Here is a 22,530-nt window from a genome sequence, read left to right on the forward strand (position 1 = left end):
TCTCTATCAATAAGGAGTGCGATATGAATGATATATCCATGATGAGTGCCGAGACGTTGCTTGTCGAGTATCGACGCCACGCACTGTCGCCACGTGAGTATATGGAGGCAGTGCTGGAGCGCGTCCAGCAGTTCGATTCGCTCGTGAATTGCATGTGCGGCTTCCATGCAGATGTGGCGCTGCAGGCGGCGCGCGAATCGGAGCAGCGCTGGATGCGTGGCGAGCCGCTTGGTTTGCTCGATGGCGTGCCGGTATCAGTCAAGGATCTCATCGATGTACAAGGTTTTCCGACGCGGTATGGCTCATTGACGAGCCCGGACACACTGCAACGTAGCGATGCGCCTGCGGTTTCGCGCCTGCGCCGCGCCGGTGCATTGTTGTTCGGAAAAACGACGACATCGGAATACGGCAACAAGATTGTGACCGACTCCCCGCTCACCGGCATTACCCGCAATCCTTGGGATCGGCGCGTGACGCCGGGTGGCAGCAGCGGGGGCTCGTCGGTTGCGGTCGCGCTCGGTATGGGTCCTTTGTCGCTGGCCACCGACGGCGGTGGGTCGATTCGTGTGCCGGCGTGCTGGAGTGGCGTCGTAGGCTTTAAGCCCACGTTCGATCTCGTGCCGACCGGTGTAGCCGGCTCCTGGACGCGACTGTCCACGCTCGGACCAATCGCACGCAATGTGCGTGACGCCGCGTTGATGCTCAGCGTTGCGTCGGGAGCGCACGATCCTTTTCGGTCAGAGTCAGATCGCCCGGTGGACTATCGCATTGGACTGGAGGATGGCGTCGCTGGGTTGCGCGTGGCGTATTGCCCTGGCATTGCGGGCGTGACGGTTGACCCCATGGTCGCTGCAAGTGTCGCTCAGGCCGCGGACGTATTCGCGGCCTTGGGTGCGCACGTCGAGCAAGTCGATGTGAAGCCGCTGGCCAATTATCTGGACAGTCATATGCACGCGATTCAGTGGTCGGTGTTCTTTGCGCAACGTGCATGCGCGATGAGCGAGACGCAACGCGCGCAGCTCGACTCGGACGTACAGGTCCTTGTGCAGTCCGGTCTGCAAGTCACCGCGCCAGAACTTGCCGGTGCACTGCGTGCACGTCATCTGCTGGGTGTCGAGATGGCCGCGTTCTTCGAGCGCTACGACTTGCTCGTGACACCGGTGTTTCACTGCGGCCCATTGCCGGTGCCCGGGTTGCCGAAGACATTGCTCACGGCACCTCAGCAGACATCGTGGTGCAACCAGACCGGGCTGCCTGCCGCCAGCATACCGTGCGGCCTGCCCGGTGGTTTGCCAACGGGAGTGCAGATCGTTGGGCGCCTGCACGCGGATGCGCTCGTGCTGCGCGCTGCACGCGCCTACGAGTCGGCACGCGGCGCGTTTCCCACGGCGCCCCTGTTGCAGGGCGAGCACGCAGTGGCCACGGAGGTAACCCCGTGAGCGTTCAAATCGCAAAGATCGTGGTGCATCTGGTTGATCGGCGTGCCGAGTTGGGCACCGCGATCTATCCAGCGCACCGCCAGGCCATTGCGGCTGCGGTCCTGTCGCGGCAGAACTGGCGAACAGACGATCCGCTCGAGTTTCTATACGAGCTCGGTGCGGAGCTGGGGACGTCGCTGACCGAACACGCCCGATGCGCACTGGGTGTGCAACGCTCCGCCATTCAAGTGTACGGCAAGGCTGCCTTGGTGGGCACGGCGGTGCCGCTCGAGTGTGCGGCCGCACTGTTACATCCACGAATGGGTAAGGCGATACGCGCCTGTTTACCGGGGACTACCTCGCTCATTCCGTCAGTCACGAAGCGCGGCACCGCAGGTGCGTGCCTGGACATTCCGCTGCATGGCGCGGTTGACATGTGGAACTTCGACCACTTCGATACCGCGTCGCTGATTTTGCCGGATTCTCCTGCGCCGGATGAACTCGTGGTGGCCGTCGCATTGGCCGAGCACGGTCGGCCGCTTGCGCGCGTCGTGCCCGCGTAGACGCGTCGCCCCGGTTGCGCGCGATCGATACGAACAACGAGGAGGAGAACCTATGCAGAAGTTGGTTTGGGGCATGGCGCGCGCTTGCGCCGTTTCGGTTGGGATGTGGGGCGCCACGGGAGTCGTCCACGCACAGTCTTCGGTATCGCTTTACGGGTTGATCGACGCATTTGTTGGCGAAACGCATGCGCCAGGCGCTGCCGGCAGTGCCTGGCAGGTTGGCTCTGGCGGGATGACGACGTCATTTTGGGGCGTGTCGGGATCGGAGGATCTTGGCCAGGGCATGAAAGCGGTATTCACGCTGGAGAGCTTTTTTAGAGTCAACGCCGGTCAGCTCGGTTCATTCAATGGTCAGTCATTCTTCGGCCGCAATGCCTTTGTCGGACTGAGCGGAGGCTTTGGGGAAGTGACGCTCGGGCGCAATACGGCACCCCTGTTCGTCTCCACGTTGCTCTTCAATCCGTTCGGTAACTCGTTCGCGTTCTCGCCGATGATCTCCCACGGATACCTAGGCTCGGCCATGGGGGCGGCTTCCGTGCAAAGCGATACGGCAATCGACAGTTCGGTCTTGTATCAGACACCGGAGGTCGGAGGGCTCTCTGGAAGCCTGCTCTATAGCAATGCGGGTGTGGCCGGCCACACTGGGCAGGCGAACTATAGTGCTAACGTGCTGTACTTCGCCGGCCCGTTTTCGGCAACGGCTGCGGTGCAAAGTCTGCACACAGCTTCGCTTTTTCTGAATGGTGCGACGGCACAAACGGCATGGCTTGTCGGCGGTGCCTATCGGATCCACGCAACGAAGCTCATGGTCCAGTACGAGCGGGTGGGCAACAATAGCAACGTGACCGACGACACCGTGCAGGTGGGAGCAAGCGCGCGATTCGGTATGGGCAGTATGCTGCTGTCGTGGGCGGGCACCCGTCGGCGTCCTGTCACCGGTTCCGGCATCCGGTGGTCGACGTTCGCGCTGGGCTACGACTACCCACTGTCGAAGCGCACAGACATCTACGCGGCGTGGCGCTATGACACGATTACGCATGCCTCATCGGGAAATGGCGTCGGAGCCGGGGTGCGGATGCGGTTTTGATTTGCTTATGCAAGCACGTCTAGTCGAAACGGATGTCGGTGCCTATGGCTGGTTTGGTGATCCCATTCAACTGGTGCCGGCGCTCGTTGGGACTATCACGCTCAGTCCCGGCAGGTCCGCAAAATCCGCCACGTTCAGCGTCATCAGTGCGTAGCCGTGCTCAATCGCCAGCGCGGCAATCCACAGGTCGTTGTAGCGGGGCCGCGGCGAGCGGCCAGTTTGCTTGGCGGCGGCGGCCAGCACGCCGAACTTGGCCGCGGTGTGGCGCGTGATGTCCAGCACAGGGCGGCGCTGGAGCTGGCGGAGGTGCGCGGCGCGGCGCGCGCTCGGCCGCATCCGCGCAGGACTGCACGCCGAACGCCGGTTCGCCGAGCGAGATCGTCGAGATAAGCACCGGCGCATCGCTGGCCACATCGATCACCGTACGCGGCCCGACCATTCCGCCGGCGAGCCCGACCCACACGCAGCTGTCGATGATCATGCCCACGAGTCACGCACTCCGTCTTCGAAGCCAGTGCGGCTGTCGCGTAGCCAACGGGCCGTGTCTTCGGCACCGATCATCGGCAGACCGGCGAGCGCCTGGGCGGCGTTCATCGCGGGCTCGGCGGGCACCAGGCGCGCGATCACGGTCTGGTTGCATTTGACCACGATGGTCTCGCCTTGGCGGGCAACTTGGTCGAGGATCTGGCGAGTGTGGCGCGCCAGATCGGTGGCGGTGATGGTGGGCATGACAGCCTCCTGACACAGTGAATACGTATTATGCGTGCTATACGTATTTTCACGGCTCGACGGCAGGGTGAGTTGCGGCCCTCAGTACGTGCCAGATTTTCAGCCCAACGGTCTCTCTAGCCGGCGGAAGGTTCGTGTTCGCGAACGGGCGCCGTCGGTTCGTGTGGTCTCGCGATCACGGAGCGCGCGTTACCGGTCGAGGGCGGGTCGACGCGTGTTACCCCGGCATTCGGAATGCTCGAGCGCATCGGGCATTTGGACCTGGGGGGCAACGGACATACCACGTAGTCATTTCATGGTGACATGAAAGTCGATTTCAGCCGGACATTGCGGCTTTAATTGTGGCAATGCTGCTGTCCCTGAAAGTCCGCAGGTTGGCCCAGGCAGCGAGCGCTGGTAGTGCGAGGACCGGGCACGGGCTCACGCTGCGCTGGTGTCTGTGGGCGACGCGACGAGCCGGTCGGCGATGCAGTACGTCACGCAAACTGAATCGACCTTCAGCTCTCTTGAAGCGGTGTGAGCGGACATCGAGCGGCACCGCAAACCGGGGTGGGCCACTGACACGGTTCAACTGGCACGCGCACATGCGCCCCACCGGCTGGGACGGCACAATAGTAGAGCCGGGCCCGCTTTTAATCAGTGTTCCCAGAGCCAACCCGACGGGAAGAACCCGTCGACAAGACGGGTTTGGGTCAGTGCTTATCGGCTGCTTGAATACCCTCGTGTTCCCGCCATCGTTTGCGCGGGGCCGACGGCGAGGGGCAGATCATGCGCGTGAACGACAATGTGGACCTGATATCGCTTCGCGGCCGAGCCGAGGGTGCGACTGCCATGCGGATGGCAGGGCCGTCCGTATTGATGATATGTCGATCCGATAATATCAGCGCGGGCTGCGCGAGCGGAGATGGGCGATGACCACTCAGGACTTCGTGGCGATGGCTCAGCAGTGTGCGCCTGCCGTCGCCCCCCAGACATTGGCGGCCATTGTACGGATCGAATCGGGATTCAATCCCTATGCTATCGGTGTCGTCCACGGCCGTTTGGTGAAACAGCCTCGGCACGAGGACGAAGCGATCGCCACGGTCCAGGCATTGCAAGCGGCAGGATGGAACTACAGCGCCGGCCTCACGCAAATCAATCGCGAAAACTGGTCTCATTACGGATTGACCGCGAGGTCCGTCTTCGACGTCTGTCGGAACCTGAGCGCTGGTGCGGCGATTCTTCGGGCGTGCTTCATGCGCGCTCGCGTCATTCATGTCCATCCCCAAGAGGCGTTGCGCGCTGCGCTGTCGTGCTATGCGAGCGGGAATTTCGTAACCGGATTTCGCGTCGGGTATGTACGGCGGATCGTGGAGGCCGCGGCGTCGGACGACACTATCGTCCCTGCGCTGTCGTCATCGGTAAAGCCGATTCCAGTGATTCCCGACCGTGTGACTGGATCGCGGGCTGAGAGCCGCGGGCGCTCGACACCCGTGGCTCCTTCGCCCTCGCCCCCGACCGGCGACGCAGCGCGAAGCCCAAATGACGGTGGAACTGAAAACAGTGCCGTGATCTTCTGAGCAAGGCAGGTGGAACTCGGCCGGATGGAGTGCGTTATGAGATCAGTACAACTAATGGATGTGAGCGATGTGAGTTTGAGAAAAGCGCGTATTGCGTGGATCTCATTAAATTGGCGCCGCATCGCCGTGCTCAGCGTGCTTGTCGTGGTGGCCCCCACGGCTTCTGCGCAACTCAGTCAGGTCAATACCTTGCTGATCACTATTCAGAACACGTTGCTCGGTGTGGGCGGGGTGGTGTGTTCAATTTCCATCATCTGGGCCGGCTTCAAGATGATGTTCCAGCACGCCCGGTTTGGCGATATCGCGCATGTTTTCATCGGCGGCCTTTTCGTTGGCTGCGCAACGGTCATTGCTGGCATGTTGATTCCGACGGCCTAACATGAACACGGAGATGATTGTGGACACACTCTCCGATCCCGTATTCAAAGGCTGCACGCGGCCAGCGATGCTATGGGGCGTTCCACTTGTCCCGCTGTTGATGGTCAGTGGCGGCATGCTGATCCCGGCTATCTGGGTATTGATGGCGAGCGCGCCTTTGGGTGTTGCAATCGTATTGTTGATCATTCCCGTATTCGCGACGATGCGCATGATTGCGCGCCAGGACGACCAACGTCTTGCACAGCGCATGCTACGCGTGAAAATGAGACTGCGCCAGCGCAACCGGCGCTTCTGGGGCGCGCATGCCTATGCGCCGATGCGGTTTAAGGCGCGAGGGTGACATGAGCACACCGTCGGCACATGCAACCCTCGTACCGCGCGAAGTGGTGCTCGCAGATTTCATCCCATTTTCGTCGCATGTCACGGACCGCGTGATTCGCACGCGCGAGGGTGACTATATACAAATCTGGAAGGTCCCCGGGATTGCATTCGAGACGGTCGATCCTGCCGATATTCTCGCGCGTCATGTCACCTTCAACCAGTTGGTGCGCAATTTGCCGGGTGGCCACGTCGCGCTATGGACGCATCGGCTGCGGCGGCGTACTACGGACAGGTTCGAGACGACCTATGCCAACCAGTTCTGTCAGGACTTGGCTGAGCGCTACTACGCGAGCTTTGCCGGTTACACGATGATGACCAACGAGCTCTACGTGAGCGTCGTATATCGCCCCCACCGGACGCGATTGGGGCGGCTGTTCAGCCGTGCGGCACGCCGTGCACTTGACGATATTCAGCGCGATCAGCAAGAAGCATTACGTGCGTTGTCCGATATCGCCGCGCAGATCGAGTCTGGTCTCAAGCCGTGGTCACCGCGTGCGCTCAGTGTGTATGAACGCTGCGATCCATTGACCAAGCGGCTCGGTCGCTACTCCGCCGCGCTCGAGATGCTTGGCTACCTGGTGAACGGAACGTGGGAGGCGGTACCAGTTGGATCCGGTCGAATTTGCGACACTTTACCAACCTCACGCCTGTTCTTCCACCGTGAGAAGCTCGAGATCCGCACACCTACGCGCACCCGCTATGCGGCATTGATCGACCTGAAGGACTATCCTGAGCAAACCGAGCCAGGCATGCTCAATGGACTGCTCTACGGCGACTTCGAGTACATCGAAACGCAAAGCTTTACCGTGCTCGACCGTCCCAGTGCCAAGGAGGCACTCGAGCGCCAGCGCAACCAACTGATTGCGGGAGATGACGTTGCAGTCTCGCAGATCGAGGCAATGGATCAAGCCGCGAATGATCTCGTCAATGGCGATTTCGTTTTGGGCGAGTACCACTACACGTTGGCTGTGCTGGGAGATACCCTGAACGAGGTAGTGCGGCATGTCGCTCAAGCACGAACGAAGCTTGCAGACGCCGGCTTTCAGAGTGCGCTCATTGATCTGGTCGCCGATGCTGCGTGGTTCGCGCAGTGCCCCGGCAACTGGCGATACCGACCGCGAGAGGCGAAGCTCACGTCACGCAACTTTTGCGCGATGGCCAGTTTGCATAATTTCGCGACTGGAAAGCGAGAGGGCAATCCGTGGGGCGAAGCTATCACGATTGTCAAAACGCCCAGCGGGCAACCGCTCTATCTCAATTTTCACGCAACGCCCGAGAAAGTCGACTCAAACGACGAGAAGGCGCTTGCCAACACGCAGATCATCGGCCGAGCAGGTGCAGGCAAGACGGTGCTTGAACTGTTCCTGCTCGCGATGGCCATGAAGTACGGTGTGATGGGCGTGCTCTTCGACAAAGACCGAGGAGCGGAGATCGGGATTCGCGCCATGGGTGGTCAGTACACGGTATTTCACCGTGGCGCACCCACCGGAATGAACCCGTTCCAACTGGAGGCGGACGAGGCGACACACAGCTTTTGGATACGTCTTGTGTGCAAGCTGGTCGACAACGGAGTACCGCTGTCCGCGAAGGATGAGCTCGATATTTCTCGCGCGATCCGGGAGGTCGCGCGCATGGATCGATCGCTGCGTCGATTGTCCATGGTCAGGCAACTCTTGCCAAACGTTGGAGATAACAGCCTTCATGCGCGGCTTGCCAAATGGTGCGCCGGCGGGCGCCTCGGGTGGGTGCTTGATAACCCGGTTGACCTGATTGATCTACATGCGCACCAATTGTTCGGCTTTGACGACACAGAACTGCTCGACGATCCGGAGGTATGTGCGCCACTGACGATGGTGCTGCTGCATCTGACCGAACGCCTGATCGATGGGCGGCGTTTCATCTATGTGATGACCGAATTCTGGAAGCGCCTGCGCGATCCGGTGTTCAGCGAGTTTGCCAACGACAAGCAAAAGACCATTCGCAAGCAAAACGGACTGGGTATCTTCGACACCCAGTCGCCTGCGGACGTGCTGAGCAGTCCGATCTCGCGTGCGCTCGTGGAGCAGACGGCTACGTTTTTCTTCCTGCCCAACCCGAGCGCGGACCACGATGATTATGTCCACGGTTTCAAGCTGACCGAAGCCGAATTCAACATTGTGAGACGCATGGGCGAGCATAGCCGGTTGTTCTTGGTCAAGCAGGGTCATCGTTCGGCAATCGGGCGACTCGATCTCTCGGGATTGGATGACGTGCTCGATGTCCTGTCGGGCACGTCAGACAACGTTGCGTTGCTCAATGCGATCCGGGCCAAGGTCGGGGACGACCCCGATGTGTGGTTGCCGCGCTTTCATGATGCCGTGACTGCTCGCCGGCGCCAGACGAGTGCGTTTCAAACCTCATTGTCGAGCACCGCTACACACGTGCAAGGTAGTGTTCTATGAATGGCCTCTTCAGCGCGGTGGGCGGTTCGCTCGAAAATGGAATGCACACGTACGTGAGCGATGCATCGTCTGCGTTGTCGTCCGCGTTAGTACCCGTGGCTACCACGGGAGCGGTGATCTGGATTCTCGCGTATGGCATGGCGGTGATTCGCGGAGAGGCACACGAGCCGGTGCCGGCATTTGCCTGGCGAGGTATGAAAGTCGTCATCACGCTCGCATTCGCGCTAAGTGCGGGTCTGTATCAGTCCCAGGTCGTCACCTCCGTGAGCGAGGCGACGACTGGCGCCGCCCAGGCAATTCAGGCAGCAGCCGTTCATACCGGCGCGGGAAATGTTGGATGCGGGTCGGTTGAACAAGCGAGCGAGGCAAGCGAACATGCCGCGGGAATTTACCGGACGCTCGATTGCTATGACCGGCAGCTTAACCTCGTGGTCGACGCCTATTTCGACAAGGCGACCCATGAAGGTCTGAGCATGAGCGGCATCGTCGCAGGTATCGGCGACCTCGCTTGTGGTCTGGTTGCGGCCTTCGGTGGCGCAATCTTCCTGATGGTGCTCGGCGTCGAAGTGATGATGGCGCGCATGCTGCTCGACCTAGTACTCGCGCTGGGTCCCATATTCATTACATGTGGAGCATTTAGTCCTACTGTTAGATTTTTCGAAGCGTGGACTGCCAAGCTTGTGAACTATGCGCTGTTGCAGGTGTTGGTTGCGGCTTTTCTCGGTCTCGCGCTCGCGGCGTTCTCGGCCAACCTCGCACCGTTTCAAGTGACGACTGCTGATCCGGACGCTTCTGCCGATGCGCTGGCCGCTGCAGCCCGTCAAGCACTTCAAGCAAGCGCCCCGTGGGCGGCAGCTTTCGGCATGTTTGTTACGTCCGTGCTGCTGGCGATGATTGGGTGGCAGTTGCCGGCCGTGGCTTCGGGGCTTGCGGGCGGTGCGACTGTCTCGGGTTTTGGAGCGTTTGTCGCCGGCTACGCATCCAGACAGGCCGCCGGTGCGATGGCCTTCGCACTGCGCGGTGCAAACCGAAGCGCATCTTCCGGCGGTCGAATATCGAGGCCAGGCGGATTCGCGAGCACCGTCTCGCCGCATTCTCCCGCCTATCAACGGGCTGCACGCGAGCAGCTTGACCGTGCGCACGACTGAACAGGAGACGAAGCCATGAAGCGATACCTATTCACGCATACCGTGCTGATGAGCGCCGTTGTTGCGGGTGTGGCGTCTTTTATTGAGCCGGCAAATGCGGAAATCTATTCGGTCTATGACGAGAAGAACGTCGCCCAGGCGATTGCGATGGTTGAGCAGCTCAAACAACAAGTGCAGCAGGAGATGGCGTTGTACCGCTCCATGAGTGGCGCGCGCGGCTTTGGTGCGTTGCTGGATCGACCGGGAGTGGTCAATGCGCTACCGGGCAATTGGCAGAGCGTGTATGCCGCGATTCGCGAGGGCGGGTATGCCGGGCTGACTGGTCCGGCTCAGGCGCTACGCGCACAAAGCAAGCTCTACGACTGTGAAGACCAGCGTGGCATCGATCAGCGAGTTTGTCAGCGCGCGTTAAACAAGCCATTTCAGGATAAGGCACTTGGCCTGCAGGCATATCAGACCGAGCTTGCCGAACTCGGCAGGATTGAGCGTCTGATGCAGCACATCGATACGACACGGGACCCGAAGGGTATCGCGGAACTGCAAGCACGAATCCAGTCGGAGAGCGTGGCAGTCGGCAACGAAATGACGAAGTTGCAGATGTTCAAGATGCTCGCGGAAACCGAGGATCGCTTGATTGCCGAACAGCAGACTGAACTGCTCCTGAAGCGAGCGGGCAACACACGTCGACTCCAGGATCAGATGGCGCCGGTCACATTTGGCCGATAAGGAGAACTGCGATGACGCGACGCTGGATGATATGCGTGCTTATCGAGTTGAGCATGTCGATGTCCGGGTGCAACGGTGTGCCGTCCAGGCTTGCGCTACCCGATGGGGCTCACCGGGTACCGGTCAATCAGCAACCGCCGGTGTCACCGGGGGCGAGCGTGTCGGTGGATGGAGCTTGTCCGTGAACGACCAAAGCGATTACCGGCGCGCGCTTGATTTTGAAGCGTCGCTCACCGCGTTGCAGGCATGCTCCGAGCGTCGCGCATGGAAAGTGGCGTTTGCCGCCGTTATTGTCGCGATCGGTTCTGTAGCGGCGCTTGCCGTGATGATGCCGTTTTATCGCGTGGTGCCGTTGCCTATCGAGGTGAACAAGCTCACCGGCGAGGCACAACTCATCGAGGTGGTCGACGCAAAACACGTACCACTGCGTGAGATCGAAGACAAGCACTGGGTCGAAGTCTATGTGCGCACTCGCGAGCGCTACGACTGGGGACTGCTGCAAATGGATTACGACCGTGTCCTGGAGATGAGCGACGATTCTGTGGCGCGCGCATATCGTCAAATCTACAGCGGTCCGAATGCGTTGGATCAGCAACTGGGCGCATCAATACAATACCGTACCCGAATAGTATCGACGACGCTCGTGCCCGACGAGCCGGGACATGCCGTCGTGCATCTCGAGCGCACGGTGCGCAAGAACGGCATCGATACCGGTGAGCCGGCAAAGCGCTTTGTGATTACGCTCGCCTTTACCTACCGTCCCACTGTGCTGGTGCGGGAGCGTTCGGCCATCGAGAATCCATTTGGCTTCAAGGTGACGGCGTACAGCCGAGATGCGGAGGATACGCCACCGGCTCTGCATCCCGGTGCAGGAACTGGCCAATGAATGCGCTCGCAACCGTGGCGATCCTGTTGGCGTGCTTTGCGACGCAAGCGGTCGACGCGCACGTCATGCCGGGCTGGACGCGCGATGCCAGGGTGCGCAAAGTGCGTTATGTGCCGGACGAAGTCGTGCGCATTATCGCGCAGCGCGGCTTTGCCACCCACGTCGCGCTCGATCCGACCGAGCACATTCTTGTGGTTGCGCCAGGGGACCGCGACGGCTGGTATGTGGTAGCCAATCGGGGAGACCATGACGTTTATCTGAAGCCGAAACTCGCCGCTCATGACACGAATCTCATTGTTCGGACCGATCGGCGCAGCTACAGCTTTGATCTTCTCGTTCTGCCCCTGAAAGCACGCTTTGGCAACGCGCATGAGATGTACCGGGTAAGTTTCGTGTACCCAGACACCGCTGCGTCGGATGCGTCTATTGCCACGCGCTTTGCGTGCCTGAAGCAACGGCTGTCTCAGCCGTCCGTCGTGCGTAACGCCGCGTACTCGATGCAGATCATGCCGCATGCCGAGGATATCGCACCGTCCGCAGTATGGGATGACGGTCGCTTTACGTACATTCGAATCCCCAACAATCGTCGTATACCCGCGATCTTCCGAGTCGAGGACGATGGCACCGAACGCGTAGTGGACAAGCACATGGACCGCGACGTGGTGGTCGTCCATGAGCTTGCCCGCCGACTTGTGTTGCGTCTGGGCGATGAGGCGGTTGGTTTGTGGAACGACGCATTCGACATTGATGGAGTCGCGCCGCAGCACGGGGTGACGGTCGACGGCGTACGCCGTACGCTGCGGAGTCGCGAACATGACTGACGACACTTCACCCAACGGCTCATCTGTAGACGACGGGATCCGTCGCGACAGCCATGCAGAGATGGATACAGGTACGGGATCCGACCCGTCTGTCATGCTCGATCGCGGCATGCCCAGCCTGGATGGGCTCGGGCGACGATCGTTCATCAACTGGCTGGTACCGCTCGCGATCATCGTACTTGCGCTACTAGGCGCAGTCTGGACGGTTCATGGTGTGCTTGCTCACCGAGATGATGCTGCGCGTGCGCGCCGCAGTGCGCTTCATGCGCGAGGCGAACACGAAAAGGTGTTCGACGAGGCGCCGGCACTTGCCGAGTCTGCGTCGGCCGCTGTAATGCCGACACCGACGCTAACACCGGCTGCGGTACAGGCTGCGCCGTCCAGTGATCGTGCTGCACCGATACGAAGCTACTACGACGCGCCGTTGCTCGCGGTGGGGACCAGCAATGGGCAAATGGCAGACGCGAGCGAGAGTGAGTCAGCTGCCCCCAGTATTTTGCCCGTGCACGCGGATCAGCAGCCGCCAAATGCGACTGCCGGTATGGTCGATGAGGGGGCGAAATCCTTCTCACAGCCGCTGTCTCACGCGCTCACGCCGACGCGCGTGCCGAAGGTGATGGCAGCGTTTATCGGCAACCGCAGTTTGCTACTCGCTCAGGGCACCAAGATTGATTGCTCGGGCGACACCGCTTTCGATTCCACCCAAGCAGGTATATCGACTTGCACGGTCGCACGTAACGTCTATTCCGACGACGGGCACGTGGTGCTCATCGAGCGCGGCTCGCAAATCAATTGCGAATATCGCGCGAATCTTTCGCCTGGACAACGACGTGTATTTATTCTGTCAGCACGGATTGCTACACCGCACGGTGTCACCGTACAGATCGATTCGCCAGTAGCCGACGCGCTGGGCCGCATGGGTATGGATGGATCGATCGATAATCACTGGGGCGCGCGCGTGGGCGCGGCCATGATGCTCGGACTGAGTCAGGACGCAATCGGTTATCTGGCCACGCGCGGCGGCAATGGCAACGGCACGATTGTCTACCAGAACACACAGGCGCAAGGCAACGACATGGCCACGCGCGTACTCGATCAGACCATCAATATTGCCCCGACTCTCAGGCAACATCAGGGTACCGAGTTCACGATCGTTCTGGCTCGCGATCTGGATTTCAGCTCGGTCTATGCACTGGAGCCGGAGGGTGTGCGATGAAGGCGTTCGAGGCAACACTTCAGCCGCAAACCGATCGCGTAGCCGATGCGATGCCGGTGTTGCCCGATGATGCATCGGTGACGGAGCTGATGCGTTCATTCGCACCGTTACTCGCCGACGAGGCAGTAACGGAGCTCGTGATCAACCGACCGCAGCGTATTTTGACCGAAACCCATCGGGGGTGGCAGGCACATGATTTACCGGAACTCGATTTCGAACGACTAATGGCGTTCGCCGTGGCGATTGCCACATTGACGAATCAGGGCGTCTCGTCCGAGCATCCGCTGCTTTCCGCGCTGTTACCAGACAACGCGCGCCTCCAACTCGTGGTGCCGCCCGTGGTGCCGTCGCGCACGGTATCAGTCACAATCAGGCGCCCAAGCGCGGATGAAAAGACGCTTGAGTGCCATCGCGCCGACGGCATGTTCGAGGACACGGTTTGGCGACACGTTGACGGTCTCGGTAAGACCGGCTTGGCGTTGCGCGGTGTCGATCGGATGCTCGTCGAGCGGCTCGAAGCGCGTGATTTTGCCGCCTTCTTCGAAAGCGCCGTGCGAGCACGCCGCAATATTGTCATTGTCGGCAGCACGGGATCCGGCAAGACGAGCTTCATGCGCAGCTTGTGCCGATACCTGAGCGCAAGCGAGCGCATCGTGACGATCGAAGACGTACGCGAGCTGTTCATTCGGCATCTCGAAAACTGCGTCCATCTGCTCTATAGCAAAGGCTCGCAGGGGCGCGCACGCGTAACGCCTGCAGATTTGATTGCCTGCGCCATGCGCATGCGTCCCGACCGGGTGTTGCTTGCCGAGCTCCGAGGGGCGGAAGCGTACGACTTCCTGAAGCTTTTGACCACGGGGCACGCCGGCTCCATGACGAGTTTTCATGCGTCCAGTGCGGGCATTGCCATCGAGCGGTTTGCGCTCATGGCAAAGGAGCATCCCGAGGCAGCCGCCTGGGACATTGCTTCGCTCAAGCGCGTGCTGCGCTTGACCATCGACGTGATCGCGCACATGGAGGCGCAGCCCGTATTGGACTCGCACGGTGTCCAGGTCGGCAAACGCTGGGCGATGACCGAAGTCTGGTTCGACCCGCGCGAGAAGGCCGCCGTCGAATTTAACCAGGCCGAAAGGTGCTGCGATGCATGACGTGTCTGAGACGCTTACTCAAGCGTGGCGTGTGACGGTTCTCACGCTTGCCATCACGATCGCGATATACGCCGGATTGGCCGCAGCCGAATGGTTGGCCTCATGTGTGCTGTATGCAAGCATGCACCGCAACCCCATCCTCGCAGGCTGGTCAACATGGCTTGATGCGTTAGAGGCATGGTACGACGGCCGTCTTCCGAATATGGGGCGACGTGTGGTCGGTGCGGGCCTCATGGGGTTGCTCGTCGCCTTCGGCGGCCCTGCGCTTGCCGTGTATGCGTGGCTGGAACAAGCGAGCCGCAGACCCTTGTATGGCGACGCGCGCTTCGCGAACGAGGCGGAGATTCGTCGAGCGGGGCTGTTATGAGACAGATTGCACCCGCGAATTCTCAACCGACGCTGGTGGTGGGCCGTTGGGGTGGCCGCTATCTGCGCTTTGCCGGTCAGCAATTCGTACTACTTGCCGCGCCCGCTCGTTCAGGAAAGGGCGTGGGGATTGTGATTCCGAATCTGCTGAGCTATTCCGATTCCGTGGTCGTGCTCGATATCAAACAGGAAAATTTTCGCCTCACGGCGGGCTTTCGGCGTGCGCACGGACACGCTGTGTACCTGTTCAATCCGTTCGCAGAGGATGGCCGCACGCACCGCTACAACCCGTTGTCGGTAATTGCAGACGGCATGTTTCGCGTCGGCGACATTCTGGCGATCGGTCACGTGTTGTATCCGGCCGGCGGGCATGACGAATTCTGGAAGGACCAGGCACGCAACCTTCTGTTGGGACTGGTCCTGCTGCTGTGCGATTGGCGTGAGGCCCGTCGTGCTGGCACGAGCGGGGTGCCCGACTACCCGATCACAATGGGCGAGGTACTGCGGCAATCATCGGGAAATGGTCTGCCGGTCAAAACATACTTGAATCGGATGCTTATACAGCATCGACAGTACTTGAGCCGAGCCTGTATTGATGCACTGAATCGGTTCCTCGCGAATGACGACAAGGTCCTGGCGAGCATTCTGGCGACTTTTAATGCGCCACTGACGATCTGGGCCAACCCGATTGTTGACGCGGCGACGAGCGCGAACGACTTTGATCTTCGAGACGTCAGACGCCGCAAGATGTCCGTATATCTTGGCGTGACGCCCGATCACTTAAGTGAGGCGGCGATACTGATGAATCTGATGTTCTCCCAGCTCGTGAATCTGAACACCAAAGAGTTGGCAGAGGACAATCCGGCATTGAAATATCAATGCCTGCTGCTGCTTGACGAGATGACGGCGATCGGAAAAATCCAGATTATCGCGCGTGCGGTGGCCTATATGGCGGGCTACAACCTGCGCCTGCTCTCGATCGTGCAGTCCGACTCCCAGCTCGAATCTGTTTATGGCCGAGCTGACGCGCGGACCATTGTCACGAATCACGCGATGCAGATCCTCTTCGCCCCGCGCGAACAGAAGGACGCCAATGCTTACTCCGAGATGCTCGGTACGCGCACGGAGCGATCGCGCACGACGAGCCGATCGAATGGCATGTTCGGTGCGCGCAGCGGTGCGAGCGAGAGCTTTTCCGATCAACGTCGTGCGCTGATGCTGCCGCAAGAGATCAAGGAGCTCGATCGCGACAAGGAAATCATTCTTCTCGAAAATACCAGGCCGATTTTGGCGGACCGGATCTGCTACTGGCGCGATCGTGCGTTCACTTCACGGTTGATGGCCGCGCCTACGGTGGCCGCGCTCGATCTCGTGCGATTTGGTGCACAAATTGAGCAGCGACTGCGCGAACTGAGCGATGACGAAGTCGATGATCAGACAGGCGAGCTGGCGCATGTGCGACCGGACTATCTGGAACTTGTACACGCCTGGGATCAGCGCGACCTGCCGCAGGCTTTGGACGATATCAGTTGCGAGGAGGCCGCTGCATATGTGGATCGGCATTTCACGCTGCTGGGGGTGCCGGCAGATGACGTAGCGCGCGCCGGACGTCGGTTGGCGCGTGACGAAGATGGCATGACCGATGCTGAGGCGGGCTCGCGAAAGCGCGACCGGAGTCCTGCTGCGCGGGCAAGCGGTGGTGTTCAATGAGCGTTGCATATATCAGTGAGGCCGATCGCGTGCGCGCGGCTTTGGCAACGATTCCGGCCGACGACTATACGACATGGGTCGACATGGCGTTCGCCGTGAAGCAGGGGCTTGGCGAGGCAGGTTTTGATCTGTGGGATGCATGGAGCCAGACGGCGCCAAATTACGATGCACGCTCGGCGCGTGCGACATGGCGCTCGGCGAGCGAAAGTGGGGCGATCACGCTTGCATCGCTTTTTTGGCTGGCCCGCGAGCATGGGTTCGATCTGGCCGGCTCGCGCGCCGTTGGCGATGTCGCAGCTCGGTCCGCGCCGGCGCGTGCACTCATTGTGGGCGCCGAAGCCCCGCTCGAGCGTAAGCGCCAGGCGCGCCGCACCGCCGTCGCCCGTGAGGCGCTGAGTATCTGGCATTGGGCACGGCCCGTGGCGCCCGATCATCCTTATCTGACGCGCAAGCAGATTGCGCCGTTGCCTACCCTGCGCGAGCTTGAGGCAGAAGAGTTGCACGTGCTGCTCGGCTACGCCCCGAAATCCAATGACGCCGCTCTCTTGGGACGTGTGTTGATCGTGCCTGTTCGTATCGGTCATCAGATCTCGACACTCGAACTGATCGATTGCGAAGGGCGTAAATCGTCACTGGCAGGCGGTGCGAAGGCGGGGGGCTGGTGGTCGGTTATGCCCGAACAGTATCGACGCGGGGCGTGCTTGCCGGTTCTGATTGCCGAGGGCGTGGCGACTGCCGTATCGGCATGGCAGGCGACAGGGTGGTACACGCTTGCGGCTTTGTCGAGCGGAAATTTGCCCAAAGTGGCAACGGTATGGCGCGCGCAGCACCCGAAGGATGAGCTTGTGATTCTGGCCGATCTTGGTGCTGGATATGCGCATGCGGAGCACGCGGCGCGCGATGCGCATGCACGACTGGTCGCTCCTCGGTTCGCATCAGGGGCGCGTATTGCCAATCAGTTGCCGACCGACTTTAACGATATGGCGGTGCTCGACGGAAAGGACGCGGTCGGCGAGCTGTTGCGGCGTGCGGTACTCGATACGCCAGCGCCTGCGTCGACTGAGGCCAAGGCGAGCCGAGCGCGAACCGAGGGTATGGCGTTTAACTTGACGGGAGACGGAGATATGGGATCGAGGAAGGCGGGCAACGGTACGGCGGCGGACGACGTGCGCCGGCACGCCGAGGTCGACAGCTCAGGTAGCGATCGCGCGTCGACACGGCCATCCGGTACCCCGGAGGAAGGGAAACAGGCATTCACTCACGAACCGGCGGCGAGCTCAATTACCGAAACCACGGGCGAGGGGCAGCATTCGAACCGTGGGCCACGTCATGCGGCAGGCGAACTCATATACGGGCTCGACGCCGTGCCCACTGACGTCAAGTTGGCGGCCGAGCGGCGTTTTGGGGCTGCGCTGAGGATGTCCACACCACGAGAAAACGGAGGCCCCTATCGCGGGGAGGTATTCAATACCGAGCATTACCTTGTTCAAGAGGTGGCACCACGCAGCGTGGTGTTTCATGCGAAGGGAAAGATGACATTCGTGTCGGACCGGTTGCGGTGGATGGATGAGCACCATCGCCTAAATGGCGCGGACGTACAGATTGTCTACGAAGGTGAGCGCGCGAAGCTGTACCCGTGGGACCGGGCCCGCGATCAGCTAGAGCGGGCGGTTGCGTCGCTGAAAAAATCTGCGCGGGAAATGGGATTCGATGGCATGGACGCGAAGCTCGATGCGCTGCATGCAGCGTCATGGGCTCGCGTGAAAGCCGCGCGTGCGGCCGCGCTCGCGCAAGCAAGGTCACGAGTGGACGGGCGTGGGGACGTCGATGACCCGCAGCGGTAGCGATGCGGTCGTCCGCAATATCAATATGTATGGTGACGCCGCGCAGCGCAGCATTGCGCGACGCAAAACCGGTGAGGTACATGATGGATGATGCCCAGTCGCCGACGCTTTTCGCACGCAGTGCGAACTTCGCCATGAACGCCATCGAGCCTGAATGGACTCCGGACGTCGACATCGCGCGACGCCACCCGTCGGAGCACTTTCCTGCACAACAATTCGGCTACCTCGCAATGCTTGCGCGTCGGCGCAGCGAGTTTGATGCGGCGCGCGCCCTGCTACGAGAGCAGGCTGGTGGCAGCCGCGTCGAGGCGGGGCGAGACGACGCCGGCACGGACGGTGTGTCCGACACCAGTGCGATAGATTCAGTGCCGAAGTTCACGCAGATCGCCGACGCGCCAGAGCGAGTTAGGCGAAGCTACCTGCGCGCCGGCGGTCAGTATTTTCTGAAGGATGCCCCATACTCGCTGGCATTCGAGGACCGGGGGCGATATCTCGTCACGGCGCACACTCATACAGACATTGTTGCTTCCATGATAGATATGGTGCAGGCGAAGGCGTGGGCGCGCATTCGCGTGTCGGGGCACGACGCTTTTTGCCGCGAAGTATGGCTGCAGGCCGCTTCAATCGGTATTGAGGTAAGCGGGTACACACCGAAGCCTGCCGACCTCGCACGTCTTTCTGAGTTGAACGGGCCGACTGAACACACGCGCGATCGCGATTCCGAGCATCTTGCGCTGCAGCCACAAGCAGCGGCGATTCCAGCGCCTGGGAGTGTCCGTGACGAGAGTCCAGCCCGTCCCGTGGATGCATCGGTGCGCCACGCGAAATGGGAGGACGACGGGATTCATCTCGCCGTGATTGTGGCGGCCATGCGCGAGCAGGGTTTCAGTGATCGTTCGGTCGATCGTGTTAAGCGTCGCGCTGTGCGCATGCTCGACGCGCTTCACGCCGAGGACGTCGAGCTTCCCCGACCTCGCGTGTTCGATCCGGCGGTACCGTCCGCGCGAGCGGAAAAGGTCGAACACCAGCAATCGTCTGCCCCGTCGCGAGAAATCGATCAGGCACCCGCCATGCCGTTGCCTGGCGAACGGTAGACGAACATGGGATCGCGAAACCGAGCGCGCATTGCGGTCGAACTGGGTCCGCTCAAGCCCTTGTGGCAGGCACGATGTGTGCAGAACGGGGTGAGCGCCGGCGAGGGGATCAGGCGGCTCGTGGCCGAAGCACTGGACATCGCCCATGAGCCGCCCGACACGTCTGCAGTACTTTCGGCGCCGAGTGAGCCGTTTGTACGAATCGGCGTAGGCCTTATGCCGGCCGAGTTGGAATGTATCAAAGGACTGGCCCATGTTCAGGGTTTCACCGCAAATCGATGGATTGCTGCGTTAATTCGCGCTCATCTGACCGGCGAGCCGCAATTGGGAAACCGGGAGATGATGCTGCTTGCGGAATCGAATCGGCAGCTCGCCGCGATTCGTACGCGGCTGGGTGAGCTTGCTCGCAACACGGGCGAGGGCCATCACGTGTCCGATTGGGAGCACTCGCGCGCCATAATCCTCACACATCTGCGTTTTGTCGCACAGTTGCTGCAAACTAATCTGGACCGATGGAGCCGTTGAGATGCCGTTTCCCAGACAGTACGTCGATGCGCTGCTCGTCAACTGGGGCGATCGACTGTTTCATGAGCCGCTGCGGCATGTGCGCGCCCCGCATCTGCCCGGCGTGGCATTGCCGCGCGATGCGCTGCGTCTGCGCGAACGACTGGCTTTGACGCTTCGACGCGCGCCCGAGGTCATGGTCAAGATTACCAACAGAGCGTCAGGCGCACAGGGCATGGGTGCGGTGCGGCGACATCTGCAATATATTTCACGCGCTGGCCATGTCGAGCTGGAAGACCAGGACGAGCACGTGTTGGTCGGAGACGCTGCCCTGCAGGACCTTTTTGACGAATGGCGGTGGGGTGGTTGGGGGATGCCGGAAGAGAGCCGGCGTCGGGAAACCTTCAATTTGATGCTATCAATGCCCGCGGGCACGGACCGCGCGGCCGTCCGAGAGGCGTCAAGGGCATTCGCGCGCGAGATATTCGGCGACGGACGATCGTACGTGTTCGCACAGCATGATGACCAACCGCATCCGCACGTACATCTGTGTGTTCGGGTGCGTGGTCCTGACGGACGGTGTCTGAATCCGCGCAAGCGGGACCTGCGCACATGGCGCGAGGTGTTCGCGCGACAGTTGCGCGAGCACGGGGTCGACGCCAACGCAACGCCGAGGCTGGTTCGCGGTGAGACACAACGCTTTCGGGCGCAGGCCGTTGTACGGATGCAGTCTCGTGGAGTTGCCCCACGCTTTTACCGATCAGTGCTCGATGAGCGGGCAACAATGGTGTTATGGGACGCACATATCGAAACATTGGCAGTCTGGCGCGGAGTCGCACAAGCATTGGCACATTCCGGTATCCCGGAAGACCGAACCATGGCAATGGCTATTGTGGATTTTGTGCAGCACATGCCGGCACGGCAATTGGATCCCGGCGCTACCCGACTCGAGCCGGCCACCGAGTGCTCACATCGTGACCGCCCCGTCGCGCACAGGTATATCGCCCACTTCACGGGAAGACAGCGCAGTGTCGATGACAGGCCAACCGAACCTGATCCGCCATTTGACCGAGACTGATACTACGCTTAATGTGCACGCGCTTGATGGTTCACGGGTGTCGTGCGGCGGTGCCGCCGGTGATTGGCACCGGGTGAAGCGCAGGCGTCCGTCTGTCTGACCGGCCCACGACGTAGGCCGGCGCCGTTCGTGCTGACGCATGCAGTGCGTGCATCTGCTTGCGCGCATGTTCTGGTCCGGCGTTGAAGCCACGTGGCCTCTTGTCGAGCCCTTCGGCGTAGGCCGATGCCACATCGGCGATGCCATCAGGCAGAGCGCCGCATACAGATACGTCGTGATGGCATCCGTCTCCTGGCCGATGTGCAGGCCGTCGCGCAAGTTGGACACGATCGGGCTGACGCATTCGGTGAGGCCTATCGGATCGGTCGTTGTGTACCGCCTGGCCGTGGTCGAAGCGCGGATGTGACGAAGCGGCGTGGCGGCGCTTTCCGGTCAGCCACCGGTATTACTGCCCGAAGCGCTGCGTGACGGTGTCCTTCAGCCGCGCGACGGTCAGCTCGCCCATGTGCGATTCGACGAGTTCGCCTTTTGCGTTGAAGAACAGCGTGGTCGGCAGTCCACGCGATCCATAGGCATGCATCGCGTGCAACGACGGATCGAGCAGCACATGATTGAAGCGCAGGCCCTTTTGTTCGAGGAACGCGCGCACGGTCTGCGCATTTTCGCCCTGGTTGATCATCAGCACCGTGATGCCAGGATGGTCACGCTGCACCTGTTCGAGGATCGGCATTTCGCGCTGGCACGGCGGGCACCATGTCGCCCACAGGTTCACGACGACCGGCTTGCCGAGGACGCTCGCCGGCAACACGGGCGTCGCGTCGAGCGCCTGAAGCTGCATCGCGGCGAGCGGCGGTGCACTCTGCTGCAACGTCGCCAGCGTGCCTTGCGCGACGCCCCACGCACCGAGGCCCGCGACGATGCCGGCCAGCACCGGTCGCCGCAGCGCGGGCAAGCGGCGCAGGCGCCAGCCCGCGAACATCAGGCCGGCCACCAGGCCGATGCGCCAGTCGAAGCCGCCGTCGCCGAGCGCGATGATCGAGCGTGGCGATGCCGCATAGTCGCTCCACCACCGCGCGATATAGCCGACGCGCGCGGCGATCAGCCCGAGCAGCAGCACGTCGAGGATCAAGCTCGATGCCGTCTTGTGATGCCCGTCAGGCGGGCGGCGCTGGAAGAAACGCGCGACGAGCCACGCCAGCAGCGCGGCGGCGGCTACCGCGACGACGCGGATCGAGAAGGGACCGATGCTCAGCATGAAAAGGGAACAGTTGGACGTGGACGAGCGAAGGAGGAGAAGTGATTGTCCGCCAAGGCGATGAAGCCGTCGACGGTCGTGCGGCGATTCGACAGGTCGCCGCGTATGGGGGTTCCCGTCGAGAACGTAACGGCGCGTTGCGGATTCGAACGAGGTGGCGGGCTCAGGACTCCGTGAT

21 protein-coding genes and 1 pseudogene are annotated in these 22,530 nt (G+C 61.3%); 19 read left to right on the forward strand and 3 right to left on the reverse strand.

What is annotated here, in order from left to right; all coding sequences use genetic code 11:
* Positions 1-23 precede the first annotated feature (23 nt).
* From CFB41_RS18325 to CFB41_RS18335, 3 genes are read left to right on the forward strand one after another with little or no spacing between them, the layout of a single operon-like run.
* Positions 24-1,439 carry an amidase family protein gene (locus CFB41_RS18325; RefSeq protein ID WP_089457397.1) on the forward strand — a complete coding sequence of 472 codons (1,416 nt, stop codon included), beginning with the start codon at positions 24-26 and terminating at the stop codon, positions 1,437-1,439.
* Complete coding sequence (locus tag CFB41_RS18330; protein WP_071333369.1) at positions 1,436-1,981, forward strand: amino acid synthesis family protein; 546 nt, start codon at positions 1,436-1,438, stop codon at positions 1,979-1,981. The genes CFB41_RS18325 and CFB41_RS18330 overlap by 4 nt, the downstream gene beginning before the upstream one ends.
* Before the next feature lie 52 nt (positions 1,982-2,033).
* Positions 2,034-3,068, forward strand: coding sequence for a porin (locus CFB41_RS18335; RefSeq protein ID WP_089457398.1), 1,035 nt, complete (start codon positions 2,034-2,036; stop codon positions 3,066-3,068).
* A gap of 66 nt (positions 3,069-3,134) precedes the next feature.
* On the opposite strand, the pseudogene CFB41_RS18340 reads toward CFB41_RS18335, so the two are convergent.
* Together CFB41_RS18340 and CFB41_RS18345 are read right to left on the reverse strand one after the other, a co-directional pair.
* A pseudogene (locus CFB41_RS18340) lies at positions 3,135-3,507 on the reverse strand (PIN domain-containing protein).
* A gap of 38 nt (positions 3,508-3,545) precedes the next feature.
* Positions 3,546-3,797 carry a type II toxin-antitoxin system Phd/YefM family antitoxin gene (locus CFB41_RS18345; RefSeq protein WP_089457399.1) on the reverse strand — a complete coding sequence of 84 codons (252 nt, stop codon included), beginning with the start codon at positions 3,795-3,797 and terminating at the stop codon, positions 3,546-3,548.
* Between the two features lie 911 nt (positions 3,798-4,708).
* Here CFB41_RS18345 and CFB41_RS18350 point away from each other — a divergent pair.
* From CFB41_RS18350 to CFB41_RS18425, 16 genes are all read left to right on the forward strand, one after another.
* Positions 4,709-5,356, forward strand: a complete 648-nt coding sequence (locus tag CFB41_RS18350; protein WP_083417661.1) for a lytic transglycosylase domain-containing protein — start codon at positions 4,709-4,711, stop codon at positions 5,354-5,356.
* A 24-nt stretch (positions 5,357-5,380) separates the two neighbouring features.
* Positions 5,381-5,734 carry a TrbC/VirB2 family protein gene (locus tag CFB41_RS18355; protein ID WP_089457400.1) on the forward strand — a complete coding sequence of 118 codons (354 nt, stop codon included), beginning with the start codon at positions 5,381-5,383 and terminating at the stop codon, positions 5,732-5,734.
* 19 nt (positions 5,735-5,753) lie between these two features.
* Positions 5,754-6,074 carry a type IV secretion system protein VirB3 gene (locus CFB41_RS18360; RefSeq protein ID WP_175813272.1) on the forward strand — a complete coding sequence of 107 codons (321 nt, stop codon included), beginning with the start codon at positions 5,754-5,756 and terminating at the stop codon, positions 6,072-6,074.
* A 1-nt stretch (position 6,075) separates the two neighbouring features.
* On the forward strand, positions 6,076-8,556 hold the full coding sequence (locus tag CFB41_RS18365) for a VirB4 family type IV secretion/conjugal transfer ATPase (RefSeq protein WP_089457402.1): 2,481 nt from the start codon (positions 6,076-6,078) through the stop codon (positions 8,554-8,556).
* Positions 8,553-9,704: a type IV secretion system protein gene (locus CFB41_RS18370; RefSeq protein ID WP_089457403.1), complete on the forward strand. Its 1,152-nt coding sequence runs from the start codon at positions 8,553-8,555 to the stop codon at positions 9,702-9,704. The genes CFB41_RS18365 and CFB41_RS18370 overlap by 4 nt, the downstream gene beginning before the upstream one ends.
* A gap of 15 nt (positions 9,705-9,719) precedes the next feature.
* Complete coding sequence (gene virB5 / locus CFB41_RS18375) at positions 9,720-10,430, forward strand: P-type DNA transfer protein VirB5 (protein WP_089457404.1); 711 nt, start codon at positions 9,720-9,722, stop codon at positions 10,428-10,430.
* A 181-nt stretch (positions 10,431-10,611) separates the two neighbouring features.
* Positions 10,612-11,316 (forward strand): virB8 family protein, encoded by a 705-nt coding sequence (locus CFB41_RS18380; RefSeq protein WP_089458913.1) that lies wholly within the window; start codon positions 10,612-10,614, stop codon positions 11,314-11,316.
* Positions 11,313-12,137 carry a TrbG/VirB9 family P-type conjugative transfer protein gene (locus CFB41_RS18385; protein WP_089457405.1) on the forward strand — a complete coding sequence of 275 codons (825 nt, stop codon included), beginning with the start codon at positions 11,313-11,315 and terminating at the stop codon, positions 12,135-12,137. Before CFB41_RS18380 ends, CFB41_RS18385 begins: the two co-directional genes overlap by 4 nt.
* Positions 12,130-13,353, forward strand: coding sequence for a type IV secretion system protein VirB10 (gene virB10 / locus CFB41_RS18390; protein WP_089457406.1), 1,224 nt, complete (start codon positions 12,130-12,132; stop codon positions 13,351-13,353). Before CFB41_RS18385 ends, virB10 begins: the two co-directional genes overlap by 8 nt.
* Entirely contained in the window at positions 13,350-14,501 is a 1,152-nt protein-coding gene (virB11, locus tag CFB41_RS18395) for a P-type DNA transfer ATPase VirB11 (protein WP_089457407.1), read from the forward strand. Before virB10 ends, virB11 begins: the two co-directional genes overlap by 4 nt.
* Positions 14,494-14,868 (forward strand): hypothetical protein, encoded by a 375-nt coding sequence (locus tag CFB41_RS18400; RefSeq protein WP_175240713.1) that lies wholly within the window; start codon positions 14,494-14,496, stop codon positions 14,866-14,868. The genes virB11 and CFB41_RS18400 overlap by 8 nt, the downstream gene beginning before the upstream one ends.
* The gene (locus tag CFB41_RS18405) at positions 14,865-16,577 is read left to right on the forward strand and encodes a type IV secretory system conjugative DNA transfer family protein (RefSeq protein ID WP_089457408.1); all 1,713 of its coding nucleotides are present in this window, start codon (positions 14,865-14,867) and stop codon (positions 16,575-16,577) included. Before CFB41_RS18400 ends, CFB41_RS18405 begins: the two co-directional genes overlap by 4 nt.
* Positions 16,574-18,421 (forward strand): PriCT-2 domain-containing protein, encoded by a 1,848-nt coding sequence (locus CFB41_RS18410; RefSeq protein WP_089457409.1) that lies wholly within the window; start codon positions 16,574-16,576, stop codon positions 18,419-18,421. Before CFB41_RS18405 ends, CFB41_RS18410 begins: the two co-directional genes overlap by 4 nt.
* Positions 18,422-18,501: 80 nt before the next feature.
* Positions 18,502-19,515: an LPD7 domain-containing protein gene (locus CFB41_RS18415; RefSeq protein ID WP_179250099.1), complete on the forward strand. Its 1,014-nt coding sequence runs from the start codon at positions 18,502-18,504 to the stop codon at positions 19,513-19,515.
* 6 nt (positions 19,516-19,521) lie between these two features.
* Positions 19,522-20,040 (forward strand): hypothetical protein, encoded by a 519-nt coding sequence (locus CFB41_RS18420; protein WP_083417660.1) that lies wholly within the window; start codon positions 19,522-19,524, stop codon positions 20,038-20,040.
* 1 nt (position 20,041) lies between these two features.
* Positions 20,042-21,097 carry a relaxase/mobilization nuclease domain-containing protein gene (locus tag CFB41_RS18425; RefSeq protein WP_089457410.1) on the forward strand — a complete coding sequence of 352 codons (1,056 nt, stop codon included), beginning with the start codon at positions 20,042-20,044 and terminating at the stop codon, positions 21,095-21,097.
* A 445-nt stretch (positions 21,098-21,542) separates the two neighbouring features.
* On the opposite strand, the gene CFB41_RS18435 is transcribed toward CFB41_RS18425, so the two are convergent.
* Positions 21,543-22,352: a TlpA disulfide reductase family protein gene (locus CFB41_RS18435; RefSeq protein ID WP_089457411.1), complete on the reverse strand. Its 810-nt coding sequence runs from the start codon at positions 22,350-22,352 to the stop codon at positions 21,543-21,545.
* Between the last annotated feature and the right edge of the window lie 178 nt (positions 22,353-22,530).

Source organism: Burkholderia sp. AU33803 (genome assembly GCF_002223095.1).
In the GTDB taxonomy this organism is placed as follows: Bacteria; Pseudomonadota; Gammaproteobacteria; order Burkholderiales; family Burkholderiaceae; genus Burkholderia.